Here is an 11,964-nt window from a genome sequence, read left to right on the forward strand (position 1 = left end):
CGCCGGAGCACAAAACCGCTGGCCCGCACCCTCGGGCCTCTGTCAGGCTCGTGGCCCGTGGGACACATCGAAGCCAACGAGATCGACTACGTCCTCCCCGACGGCAGGCCGCTGCTCGGCGGAGTGAGCCTGCGCGTGGGCGAGGGCGCCAAGGTCGCGCTCGTCGGACCCAACGGGACGGGCAAGACGACGCTCCTGCGGATCATCTCCGGTGAGCTCGCGGCCCACGACGGGGCGATCACGCGCAGCGGGAACCTGGCCGTCATGCCCCAGTTCATCGGCCGTCTGGGGCGCGACGGCGAGGGGTCCACCATCCGCGATCTGCTGCTGACCGTCGCTCCGCCGGCCATCCGCGAGGCGGCGGCGCGCGTCGACGTCTCCGAGGTCGCGATCATGGAGGTCGACGACGAGCCCGCCCAGATGGCCTACGCCCAGGCGCTCGCCGACTGGGCCGAGGTCGGCGGCTACGACTGGGAGACCCTGGCCGACGTGTGCACCGTTGCGGCGCTCTCGGTGCCGTACGAGAAGGCGCAGTGGCGTGACGTGAACACGCTCTCGGGCGGGGAGCAGAAGCGGCTGGTGCTCGAGGCCCTGCTGCGTGGCCCCGACGACGTGCTGCTGCTCGACGAGCCCGACAACTACCTCGACGTGCCGACCAAGCGGTGGTTGGAGGAGCACCTGGTCGCCTCACCCAAGACGGTGCTGCTCATCAGCCACGACCGCGAACTCCTCTCGGCCGTCGCGACCCGCATCGCCACTCTCGAACCCCAGGCCTCCGGAGCCACGTGCTGGGTGCATCCCGGCGGCTTCGCGACCTACCACGAGGCGCGCCGCGACCGGCAGGCCCGGCTCGTCGAACAGCGCAAACGCTGGGACGAGGAGCACGCCAAGCTCAAGGCCCTCGTGCAGATGTACAAGCAGAAGGCGGCCTACAACTCCGACATGGCCGCCCGCTACCAGGCGGCGCGCACCCGCCTGGCGCGGTTCGAGGCCGCCGGCCCGCCCGAGGCGCTGCCGTTCGAGCAGAACGTCACGATGCGGCTGCGTGGTGGCCGCACGGCCAAGCGGGCCGTCATCGCCGAGCGCCTCGAACTCACCGATCTCATGCGGCCCTTCGACCTGGAGGTCTGGTACGGCGAACGGGTCGCCGTGCTCGGCTCGAACGGGTCGGGCAAGTCGCACTTCCTGCGGCTGCTGGCCGCGGGCGGCAGCGATCCCGACGTCGAGCACCGGCCGGTGGGCGACATGGTGCCCGACCGGGTCGCGCACACGGGATCCGTCAGGCTCGGGTCGAGGGTGCGGCCCGGCTGGTTCGCGCAGACCCACCACCACGCGCACCTGCAGGGACGGACGCTGCTGGAGATCCTCTACCGCGGCGACGACCACCGCGCCGGGATGCCGCAGGACCTCGCCGCCCGAGCGCTCGACCGGTACGAACTCGCCCGGTCGGCCGAGCAGACGTTCGGGTCGCTCTCGGGCGGGCAGCAGGCGAGGTTTCAGATCCTGCTGCTCGAACTCAGTGGCGCGACGCTGCTCCTGCTCGACGAGCCCACGGACAACCTCGACCTGCACTCGGCCGAGGCCCTGGAGGAGGGACTCGAGGCGTTCGACGGGACCGTCGTCGCCGTCACGCACGACCGTTGGTTCGCGCGCGGGTTCGACCGGTTCCTCGTCTTCGGTGCCGACGGGCGCGTGTACGAGGCCCCCGAACCCGTGTGGGAGGAAGGGCGCGTCGTGCGCTCGCGCTGAGGCGCGGTCGTGTCGCCTGGGCCTCCCGCTCCGGGACGCTGCCGGAGGGGAAGCGCTCCGGGACGCCGGATCCGCCTCGCCTACGCTGGCGTGATGATCGTCGACCTCCACGCTCACACGCTCGCCTCGGACGGCACGGACACCCCGACCGGTCTGGTCGAGAACGCTGCCGCGGCCGGGCTGGACGTCGTCGCCATCACCGATCACGACACCACCGCGGGGTGGCGCGAGGCCATCGACGCGGCGACCCGTCTCGGTGTGGGGCTGCTGCCGGGGATCGAGATCTCCTGCTCGTGGCGGGGGATCAGCGTCCATCTCCTGGGGTATCTCCACGACCCCACGGACGACGCCCTGCTCGCCGAACTCGACGCCGCGCGGGAGAGCCGGGACAGCCGCGCCCGGCGGATCACCGACCTCCTCGCCGCCGACGTGCCCGTCACCTGGGACGACGTTCTGCGCCAGGTGGCGACGGGCGCGACCATCGGGCGCCCGCACATCGCCGACGCGCTGGTGGCGAACGGTGTGGTGCCCGACCGCGACGCCGCCTTCGCCGAGTACCTGTACACCGGGTCGCCGTACTACGCCTCGCACTACGCGCCGGACCCGGTCGAGGCCGTCCGCCTCGTGCGCGCCGCCGGGGAGTGCCGGTGATGGCCCACCCGTTCGCCGCCAAGCGCGGACGCATCGTCGGCGACGACGTCGTCGCCGACATGGTCGCCGCGGGCCTGTTCGCCCTGGAGGCGGATCACCCCGATCACACCGACGACCAGCGGGAACGCGCCCTGTCTCTGGCCGCCGACCTCGGCATCCACGTCACCGGGTCCAGCGACTACCACGGCTCCGGCAAACCCCAGGGGCTCGGAGCGCGCACGACCGACCCCGCCGTCCTGGAGGCGCTGCTGGCCGAGCCGACGTACCGGGGGATCGTCCGCCCCTGAGCGGCTACGTGAGGCCGGGGCGCGCGTCGCGCCGGCGGGCGGAAAGGGCCGCGAATGCAGCGCGCCCCGGACCGCGGGGACGGTCCGAGGCGCGCGGGTGGCATGCCCGGGGAGAGCATGCGCACCCAGAAGGCGGACTGCGACCCGAAGGGGTGGGCCGCAGGCCGCGAAGGGCAGGCCATGCCAAGGAACACCCGCGGATCCCCAGACATCGCATCATCGATGCGCCCCGTCGTGCGATCCCCCCATGACGACGTCACAGACACCCCCAAGCGGTCTGTGACGGCCCTGAATCTAGGACGCGATGTGGTCACTTGTCCAAGTCATCCACGATACGGACGGCGCCCACCATCCGAGATTTTTCGGAGAGTGGGCGCCGTTGTGGAACAACGTATGTCGCTGCCGGCGGGGGCCGGCGGGCGTCGGTCGGTGGGTCAGTCGGCCGAGCCGGCGGGCTCGCCGCCACGGGTGCGGCGACGACGCCGCGGAGAGCGACGCTCGGAGGACGAGCCGCCACCCGCATCGCCCTCGCGCGGGGAGTCCGTGCCGCGGCGGCCACGCCCACGCGGACGGCCGGCTCCACGGCCGAATCCACCACCGGACTTGTCGGACTTGCCGGACTTGCCGGTCTCACCGAGATCCTCGATCTCCTCGGCCGCGAGACCGGCGCGGGTGCGTGCCGACTTCGGCAGGCGACCGGTGGCCTTGGGGGTGATCCCGAGGTCCTCGTAGAGGTGCTCGGAGGAGGAGTACGTCTCCAGGGGCTCGGGGATGCCGAGGCCCAGGGCCTTGTCGATGAGTCCCCAGCGCGGCATGTCGTCCCAGTCGACGAGGGTGACCGCGACACCCGTGTGTCCCGCCCGCCCGGTGCGGCCCGTGCGGTGCAGGTAGGTCTTCTCGTCCTCGGGGCACTGGTAGTTGATGACGTGGGTGACGTTCTCGACGTCGATACCGCGGGCCGCCACGTCGGTGGCCACGAGGATGTCGACCTTGCCGTTGCGGAACGCCCGCAGCGCCTGCTCGCGGGCGCCCTGCCCCAGGTCACCGTGGATGCTGGCGGCCGCGAACCCGCGGTCGACGAGCTCCTCGGCGACCTTGGCCGCGGTGCGCTTGGTGCGGCTGAAGACGATGGTGAGCCCGCGCCCCTCGGCCTGGAGGATGCGCGCGACCATCTCGACCTTGTCCATCGCGTGGGCGCGGTAGACGAACTGCTCGATGGCCTTGACGGTCTGACCCTCGTCGTCGGTCTCGATGGCGCGGATGTGCGTCGGACGGCTCATGTACCGGCGGGCCAGGGTGACCACGGCGCCGGGCATCGTGGCCGAGAACAGCATGGTCTGCCGCGAGGCCGGGGTCTTGGCCAGCAGCTTCTCGACGTCGGGCAGGAACCCGAGGTCGAGCATCTCGTCGGCCTCGTCGAGCACGAGCGTGCGCACCGAACTCAGCACCAGGTGGCCCTGCTGCATGAGGTCGATGAGGCGGCCGGGGGTGCCGACGACGACCTCGACGCCCTTCTTGAGCGCCTCGATCTGCGGCTCGAACGCGCGACCGCCGTAGATGGTGGTGACGCGGATGCCACGACGCTTGGCTGCGCGCTCCAGGTCGCCCGCGACCTGGTTGGCGAGCTCGCGCGTCGGCGCGACCACGAGGGCCTGCGGACGCCCGGGGTGGGCCAGGGTGTCGACGTCGTCGTCACCCGGGGCGATGACCCGGTCGAGCAGCGGGACGCCGAAGCCCAGCGTCTTGCCCGTACCGGTCTTGGCCTGGCCGATGATGTCGTGGCCCCCGAGGGCCACCGGCAGCGTCATGGACTGGATGGGGAACGGGGTGACGATCCCCGAATCGGCCAGGGCTGCAACGATGTCCGGGTGGACGTCGAAGTCGGCGAAGGTCTGGACCGGGGCCTCCGGCGCGGACGCGGTGGCGTCTGTCGATGTGGTGGCCTCTGTCGTCTCGGCGGCCTCGGTGGCGTCTGTCGCCTCAGCGGCAGCGGTGGTTTCTGTCGCCTCGGCGGCCTCGGTGGGCTCGCTCGTGACCTGGTCGCGGGGGTCGGTGGTGCGCATGGATGAAAGTCCTTCGATCGTCCCGGGCGCGTGGCGCAGCCGGGGTGAGACGGGCCGATCGGAGGTCATTCGCCGCGCCCGCAGGGCGCGTAGGCGGCTCGTCCGCCGAAGGAAATCGCAAGGTCGTGCCGACCGGTCACCGTGGTGGTCGACCCCAGTCTAACGGTGATGCCCGGCTCCGTCGGTGACGGCGCCGGGCATCGGGTCCGTTCCAGTGCACATCAGGGCGCGTACAGGCGCCCGTGAGGAGGACCGGAAGGGTCGGGCTCACTGCATGCCGAAGCCGACTCCACCCTTGCGCGCCGCACCGATCTCGACGTAGGCGATCGCCGGCCCCGGGACCAGCACGATGCTGCCCTTGGCGTCGGCCAGACGCAGCGAGCCGGAACTCTCGAACGCCGACTTCACCGCCGCCTCGATGTCCTCCTGGGTCTGGTCGGAGTCGATGGTGATCTCGCGGCTCGTGTTCTGGACACCGATCTTGACCTCCACGAGGTCTCCTTTCGGACGCGGCGGTACACGCCTTCGACGTGCACCGCGATGGCGATCGAACGACCCGTGGTTGCAGGTGAGCGATCGATTCTCGTCCAGGTTAACGGTCGCCGGTGTGGCGTTCTTCCCGCGTCTGGGTCGGGGAGGTCGATGCCCGGGCCTCGTCGACGACCGGGAAGGTGCGGATACCGCGCCACACGACGTCGGCGAGCAGCCTGGCGGCCTCCGCCTGGGGGATCTGGGAGTCCTGCGCCAGCCAGACCCGCGCGGCCGTCTGCCCCATCCCGACGACACCGGTCGCGACGAGGCGCGCCTCGGCCTCGCGCAGGCCGGTCTGGTCCATGACGATGTCGGCGACGGCCTTGGAGGTCAGGGTCTCGACCCGGCGGACCCGGTCGGCGACGTGGCTGTCCTGACGCAGGTCCGACTCGAACACCAGCCGGTAGGCACCGCCGTGGCGGGCCACGTACCCGAGGTAGGCCTCCATGGTGGCCACCACGCGCGCCTCGTTGTCGTCGGTCGACTTCAGGGCGGCGCCGACGTCGTCGAGGATCTGGTCGCAGGCGGCGTCGAGCAGCGCGAGGTACAGCTCGAGCTTGCCCGGGAAGTGTTGGTACAGCACGGGCTTGGAGACGCCGGCACGTTCGGCGATCTCGTCCATCCCCGCAGCGTGGTAGCCGGACTCGACGAAGACGCCGAGGGCGGCGTCGAGGAGTTGAACGCGTCGGGCCTCACGCGGTAGACGCGTTCCACGGGGGACGCTGGGATTGTCACCGGAACTCGTTGGCATGGCCGGCCGGCTCCTTCCGACTGATTCACGCGGATCCGTCGACCCGAGAAAATGCATCCTATCGACGCCGGTGAGGCTGGACGTGCGGTGGCCGCGAACTGGTATGAGAAGTGTCGTCATCGCAGGTCAAAGGCGGCCTCGCAGGGTTGTCGGTGGTCTCTGCTGCAATGGGCCCATGGTCGAGACGAGGCGCACTTCCACCCGCGGGGCGACCGCAGGTCCGCAGCGGCCGGCCCGCCGAGTCGACGAGCCGCTCGTCGGTGTCGAATCCCTCGACCCCTCCCAGCGCGCCGCCGTCGCCGCTCGGGGCCCGCTGGTGCGCGTCCTCGGCGGCCCCGGCACGGGCAAGTCGACGGTGGCGGTGCACTCGGTGCTGTCCCGGGTGGCCGACGCGACGGTGCGCCCGCAGGAGGCCGTGGTCCTCGCGCCGACGCGGGTGGCCGCTGCACGGTTGCGTCTGCAGCTCACGACGATGCTGGCCGCCACGACGGCCTCTCCGCTGGTGTGCAGCGTCCAGGCGTTCGCGTACGGGGTGCTGCGGCGCCGCGCCGCCGAGCAGGGAGATCCGGAGCCGCGGCTGCTCAGCGGGCCGGAGCAGGACGTCATCCTGCGTGAGCTGCTGGCGGGGCACGAGGCCGGTCTGGGGCGCCGCCCGTCCTGGCCGCCCGAACTGATCGAGGCCACGCGCACGCGGGGTTCCGGGCCGAGTTGCGCGACCTGTTGATGCGCGCGGTCGAGCACGGTCTCGACCCGGTGGGCCTGGCCGAGCTGGCCGACCGTGAGGGACGGCCCGTGTGGGCCGCCGCCGCGCAGGTGCTGGCCGAGTACGACGAGGTCACGGCCCTGTCGTCGCCCGGGGGCTACGACCCCGCGTGGATCCTCACGGCCGTCGGCGATCTGCTCGAGGACGACGCCGAGGCCAGGGCCGACGTCCACCGGCAGGTGAAGGTGGTCGTCGTCGACGACGCCCAGGAGCTCACCGCTCCGGCGGCGCGGCTGCTGCGACTCCTGCGCTCGGGGGCGGGAGAGGTGGTGCTCGTCGGAGACCCCGACGCCGCCACGCAGACGTTCCGCGGCGCCGACCCGCGTCTGATGATGGAGGAGGTCGCCACGCAGACGGTGCTCGAACGCACCTGGCGACTGCCCACCAAGGTGGCCACGGTGGTCTCCCGCGTGACCGACCGGATCGGGTCCTCCGGTGCCGTCGCGCACCGCCTGGGGCCCGACGGTCATGGTCGTGAAGCGACGGTGACCACGGGCGCGGGGAGTGACCGAGGCACAGACGCAGACGCAGACACACACACCGACACAGGCGCCGCTGGGGACACGCAGTCCCGGGAGGCTCGTGCCGCAGTTCGTGACGAAGGCGGTCGGGCCCACCAGCCGACCCTGTTCGATCTCCTCGACGGCGATGTGGTCGGTGGCGACCTGGCCGACAGGGGTGCCGAGGGCGCGGGTGCGACGGACGCACCGGCGGCCGAAGGTCACCCGGCTGCGGTGGCGGCCGCTGCTCCCGCCGGTTCCGTCACGTCGGTCGTCGGGGACGACGAGGGAGCTGACGACGGTGTCGGCGGCGACGGTCGTGAGGGGACGTCGCTCGAGCAGGGCGGGTCGCTCCTGCGGGAGGGGCGGGTGGAGACCGCGGTGGTGGCGACCGCGGCCGCCGAGGCGCGCTACATCTCGGCCCGTCTGCGGCGGGCGCACCTGGTCGAGCACGTCCCGTACTCCCGGATGGCGGTGATCGTGCGCGGCGCGGGGCGCAGTGCCACGATGCGGCGGGTGCTGGCCGGTGACGGGATCCCGATCGACGTGCCCGGCGCCCGCGTGCCGCTGCGCGACGAGCCCGCGGTGCGGCCGTTCCTGCGCCTGTTCGACGTCGCCCTGGCCACGGCGGCGCCGCCGGCCGAAGCGGAGGAGCAGCCCGGTGGACTCGACGCCGAGACGGTGCTCGACCTGCTCGCCTCCCCGTTGGGGACCACCGACTCCCTGGCCGTGCGCCGTCTGCTCCGGGCGCTGCGCCGGGCCGAACGCACTCGGGTGGGGCCTGACGGCGACGTCGCCCCACGCAGCACCGATGACCTGCTCGTCGCCGCCGTGCGGGGCGATGAGGTGCTCGATCACGTCGAGGACGGGGCGCCGTCGGCGGGGTTGCGGCGGATCCGCGATGTCCTCGCCGCCGGTGTGCACGCCGCGCGACGCGAGGGCGACGCGTGGGCCTCGGGCGTCACGGCCGAGACGGTGCTGTGGGCGATGTGGCAGGCCTCCGGGCTCGCCGAGCCGTGGCGACGAGCCGCGCTGGCCGGCAGCCAACGCGCCGACCGCGACCTCGACGCCGTGGTGGCGTTGACCGACGCCGCGGGCCGCTACGTCGACCGGCTGCCCAAGCGCGGGCCCGACGGCTTCCTCGAACACGTCCGCGGCCAGGACGTCGCGGGGGACACGCTGGTGGCCCGCGCTCCGAGCGACGAGTGCGTCACGCTGACGACACCGGCCGGAGCCGCGGGCCTGGACTGGGACCTCGTCGTGGTCGCCGGGGTGCAGGAGGGCGTGTGGCCCGACCTGCGGCTCCGTGGCTCGGTGCTGGGCTCGGCCGACCTCGTCGACACCGTCACCGGCCGGGGCCACTCGTCGGTGGCGGCCAGGAGCGCCATCCGTTCCGACGAGGCGCGCCTGTTCCTCGTGGCGGTCAGCCGCACCCGCGACACGCTGCTCTGCACGGCCGTGCGCAATGACGAGGAGACCCCCTCGCCGTTCCTCGACCTCGTCGACCACGCCGACGGACCCCGTCCGTACGCGCCGTTGCCCCCGCCGATGACGCTCCCCGACGTCGTGGCCGGCCTGCGTCGACGCCTGGCGGCGGGCGCGCTCGTCTCGGGGGAGGACGCCACCCCGGCCGAGATCGACGTCGAGGCGGCCCGACTCCTCGCGCGACTGGCCGAGGCCGGGGCGTCGGGGGCACACCCCGACGAGTGGTGGGGTCTGCACCGGATCAGTGACGATCGACCGCGACGCGGTGAGACCGACCGGCTCACCGTCTCACCCTCCAAGGTCGAGTCGTTCGCGCGGTGCGAAGTGCGGTGGCTGCTCGCCGGCAGCGGTGGACAGGCGGGCGGGGGCAGCATCGCGACCTCGCTCGGCACGCTCGTGCACGACATCGCCGCCACGACCGACAACGGCGACTACCCGGCGCTGGTGGCCGAACTCGACCGGCGCTGGTCCGAACTCGATCTGCCGCAGGGATGGCTCGAGCGGCGACAGCACGAGAAGGCGATGGCGATGCTCGACCGGCTGGCGCGCCAGCACACCGCCGCGCTGGCCTCGGGGTGGGAGGTCGTGGGCACCGAGATCGACGTCGAGGTGCAGGTCGGGCGGGCCGTCGTGCGCGGGCGCGTCGACCGGCTCGAACGCGACGCCGAGGGCAGGCTGCGGGTCGTCGACCTCAAGACGGGTTCCTCCTCGTCCAAGCCGAAGACCGAGGACCTGCCGCAGTTGCCCCAGCTCGGCGCCTACCAGGTGGCCGTCGAGGAGGGCGGCTTCGGCGGGCTGGGGCGTGACTCGGCCGGGGCGGCTCTCATGCAGATCGGTGAGGGCGGCGGCAAGAAGGGCTCCACCCAGCACCAACCCCCGCTGGCCGACGCCGAGGACCCCGACTGGGCGCGCACCCTGCTCACGAACACGGCCGAGGGGATGGCCGGCGCCACGTATCGCGCCCGCGCCGGAACCTGGTGCCGGATGTGCGAGTCGCGGTTCAGTTGCCCGATCCAACCCGAGGGGGAGACGCTCCGATGACCATCGCCGACGTGCGGTACTCCGCCGCGCAGATCGCCACGGCCCTCGGACTGCCGACGCCCACTCCCGAGCAGCAGGCCGTGATCGAGGCGCCCTTGACCTCGATGCTCGTCGTGGCCGGAGCCGGGTCGGGCAAGACCGAGACGATGTCCGGTCGGGTCGTCTGGCTCGTGGCCAACGGATTGGTCGACCCCGAGCGCATCCTCGGCCTCACGTTCACGCGCAAGGCGGCGGGCGAGCTGGCCGAGCGCATCGGGGGACGCCTCCGCCGCCTGACCACGACAGAGCTGCGCAGCGAATCGGCCGGTGGGGCGCTCGAGGCCGACGCGCTGCCGACCGTGGCGACCTACCACTCCTACGCCGGGGGCTCGTCACCGAGCACGGCCTGCGTCTCGGCGTCGAACCCGACGCACGTCTGCTCACCGAGGCCGCCGCCTGGCAGTACGCGCACGAGGTCGTCGTCCGCTACGACGGGCCGATGGAGGAGGTCCGCAACGCGGAGTCCACCGTCACTGCGGCGGTGCGCGACCTCGCGGGAGGCCTGGCCGAACACCTCACCACGACCGATGACCTGCGGCGATACCTCGCTGACCTCGAGGCGCACGTCCAGAGCCTGCCGTCCGGCTCGGGCAGGTCGAGCATGCCGGCCCCGGTCAAGGAGCTCGTGGAACACGTGCGGGCCCAACGCCAGGTGATCCCGCTGCTCGAGGCGTACGCCGCCGCCAAGGGCGCGGCCGAGTCGATCGACTTCGCCGACCAGATGGCGCTGGCGGCCACCCTGGCCGAACTGGATCCCGGTGTCGCCGCCGCCGAACGCTCGCGCTATTCCGTCGTGCTGCTGGATGAGTTCCAGGACACCAGCGAGGCCCAGATGCGACTGCTGCACGCCGTGTTCGCCGACCCCCGGGGCGGCATCACCCGACCGGTCACCGCCGTGGGCGACCCCCACCAGTCCATCTACGGCTGGCGTGGGGCGAGCGCGACGACGTTGGCGGCCTTCCCCCAGCGGTTCACCGTGCCCGACGCCGCGTGGGTCTCGGCCGACGCCGAGGCCGCGGCGCGGCCCACCGGTGACGGGGTCGCGGTGATCCCCCCGGTCCTGCCCCTCTCGACGAGCTGGCGCAACGACGCCGCCATCCTCACCGTGGCCAACACGACCGCGGCGCCGCTGTCGGCGGCGAGCCCGGTTCCGGTCCAGGAGTTGCGGCCCTCGCCCGTCGCCGGCGCCGGAACGGTCGAGGCCGCGCGGACGGCAACGGCGTGGGAGGAGGCCGACCTCGTCGCCGACTGGATCGCGGATCAGTGGTGGGACGCCGGATCCGCGCGACGCACCACGGGCGTGACCGCTGCCGTCCTGTGCCGCAGGCGAGCCCAGTTCGCCGCCGTCGCCGACGCACTCGGGGCCCGGGGGATCCCGGTGGAGGTCGTCGGTCTGGGCGGTCTGCTCACCCGGCCCGAGGTGAGCGACGTCGTCTCCCTGTTGCGCGTCGTGCACGACCCCTCCCGCGGCGACGCGCTCATGCGGCTGCTGACGGGATCGTTCGTGCGGCTCGGCGCGGCCGATCTCGACGGCCTCGGCGCCTGGTCCCGCGAGATGCGGTCCCGCCGCGACGCCGCAGACGTCCCTCCGCCGGACGGGCAGGACGGGCAGGACGGGCACGCCGGGCAGGACGGGCACGCCGGGCAGGACGGAGACGACGGTCACGGCCACCCGGAGGGCGGGGGGCATCTCGAGCGCGACGGCGGTGAGGGTGAGGACGTCGAGGAGGAACCGAGTCTCGTCGAGGCCGTCGACGCGTTGCCGGAGATCGACTGGGTGGGCAGACAGGGGCAGCGGCTCTCGCCGACGGCGCACCGGCGGTTGACCCGGCTCGCCGAGGCCATCGCCACCGTGCGGTCCGCGGTGGGGCATCCCCTGCCCGAGCTCGTCGTCCTGGCCGAGCGCACGCTGGGGCTCGACGTCGAGGTCGCGGCGAGCGTGGACACCCTGCCCGAGACCGCCCGCCTGCAGCTCGACGCCTTCGCCGACGCGGCGGCCTCCTTCGCCTACGGCGCGGACCGGCCGACCCTCGGCGGCTTCCTCGACTGGCTCGACGCCGCCCGTGACGAGGAGCGGGGCTGGACTCGCCCGCCTCGCACGTGA

8 protein-coding genes and 1 pseudogene are annotated in these 11,964 nt (G+C 72.9%); 6 read left to right on the forward strand and 3 right to left on the reverse strand.

Going from position 1 to position 11,964, the window contains the following annotated elements; genetic code table 11:
• Positions 1 to 57 precede the first annotated feature (57 nt).
• Both QQK49_RS04545 and QQK49_RS04550 read left to right on the forward strand, forming a co-directional pair.
• Positions 58 to 1,749, forward strand: a complete 1,692-nt coding sequence (locus QQK49_RS04545; protein ID WP_284302910.1) for an ABC-F family ATP-binding cassette domain-containing protein — start codon at positions 58 to 60, stop codon at positions 1,747 to 1,749.
• A gap of 93 nt (positions 1,750 to 1,842) precedes the next feature.
• Positions 1,843 to 2,687, forward strand: a pseudogene (locus QQK49_RS04550) (PHP domain-containing protein).
• Positions 2,688 to 3,121: 434 nt separating this feature from the next.
• Here the strand turns inward: QQK49_RS04550 and QQK49_RS04555 are convergent.
• The 3 genes from QQK49_RS04555 to QQK49_RS04565 all read right to left on the reverse strand — a co-directional run bounded on the left by QQK49_RS04555 (position 3,122) and on the right by QQK49_RS04565 (position 6,032).
• Positions 3,122 to 4,750, reverse strand: coding sequence for a DEAD/DEAH box helicase (locus QQK49_RS04555; RefSeq protein WP_284302911.1), 1,629 nt, complete (start codon positions 4,748 to 4,750; stop codon positions 3,122 to 3,124).
• A 267-nt stretch (positions 4,751 to 5,017) separates the two neighbouring features.
• Positions 5,018 to 5,242, reverse strand: coding sequence for a DUF3107 domain-containing protein (locus QQK49_RS04560; RefSeq protein ID WP_284302912.1), 225 nt, complete (start codon positions 5,240 to 5,242; stop codon positions 5,018 to 5,020).
• Positions 5,243 to 5,342: 100 nt separating this feature from the next.
• Positions 5,343 to 6,032, reverse strand: a complete 690-nt coding sequence (locus QQK49_RS04565) for a TetR/AcrR family transcriptional regulator (protein ID WP_284302913.1) — start codon at positions 6,030 to 6,032, stop codon at positions 5,343 to 5,345.
• 175 nt (positions 6,033 to 6,207) lie between these two features.
• On the opposite strand from QQK49_RS04565, the gene QQK49_RS04570 reads away from it, so the two are divergent.
• Genes QQK49_RS04570 through QQK49_RS04585 form a run of 4 tightly spaced genes read left to right on the forward strand, consistent with a single transcriptional unit; the run spans position 6,208 to position 11,964 of the window.
• On the forward strand, positions 6,208 to 6,756 hold the full coding sequence (locus tag QQK49_RS04570) for a UvrD-helicase domain-containing protein (protein WP_284302914.1): 549 nt from the start codon (positions 6,208 to 6,210) through the stop codon (positions 6,754 to 6,756).
• Positions 6,741 to 9,821: a PD-(D/E)XK nuclease family protein gene (locus QQK49_RS04575; RefSeq protein ID WP_284302915.1), complete on the forward strand. Its 3,081-nt coding sequence runs from the start codon at positions 6,741 to 6,743 to the stop codon at positions 9,819 to 9,821. Before QQK49_RS04570 ends, QQK49_RS04575 begins: the two co-directional genes overlap by 16 nt.
• Positions 9,818 to 10,516: a UvrD-helicase domain-containing protein gene (locus QQK49_RS04580; RefSeq protein WP_284302916.1), complete on the forward strand. Its 699-nt coding sequence runs from the start codon at positions 9,818 to 9,820 to the stop codon at positions 10,514 to 10,516. The genes QQK49_RS04575 and QQK49_RS04580 overlap by 4 nt, the downstream gene beginning before the upstream one ends.
• Complete coding sequence (locus QQK49_RS04585; RefSeq protein ID WP_284302917.1) at positions 10,462 to 11,964, forward strand: UvrD-helicase domain-containing protein; 1,503 nt, start codon at positions 10,462 to 10,464, stop codon at positions 11,962 to 11,964. Before QQK49_RS04580 ends, QQK49_RS04585 begins: the two co-directional genes overlap by 55 nt.

Origin of the sequence: Mobilicoccus caccae (assembly GCF_030161635.1) — a bacterium.
GTDB lineage: Bacteria > Actinomycetota > Actinomycetes > Actinomycetales > Dermatophilaceae > Mobilicoccus > Mobilicoccus caccae.

Coding starts and splice junctions, on each gene's coding strand:
- QQK49_RS04585 (WP_284302917.1), top strand. CDS start 10,462: ATGCCGGCCCCGGTCAAGGAGCTCGTGGAACACGTGCGGGCCCAACGC.
- QQK49_RS04570 (WP_284302914.1), top strand. CDS start 6,208: ATGGTCGAGACGAGGCGCACTTCCACCCGCGGGGCGACCGCAGGTCCG.
- QQK49_RS04580 (WP_284302916.1), top strand. CDS start 9,818: ATGACCATCGCCGACGTGCGGTACTCCGCCGCGCAGATCGCCACGGCC.
- QQK49_RS04555 (WP_284302911.1), bottom strand. CDS start 4,750: ATGCGCACCACCGACCCCCGCGACCAGGTCACGAGCGAGCCCACCGAG.
- QQK49_RS04565 (WP_284302913.1), bottom strand. CDS start 6,032: ATGCCAACGAGTTCCGGTGACAATCCCAGCGTCCCCCGTGGAACGCGT.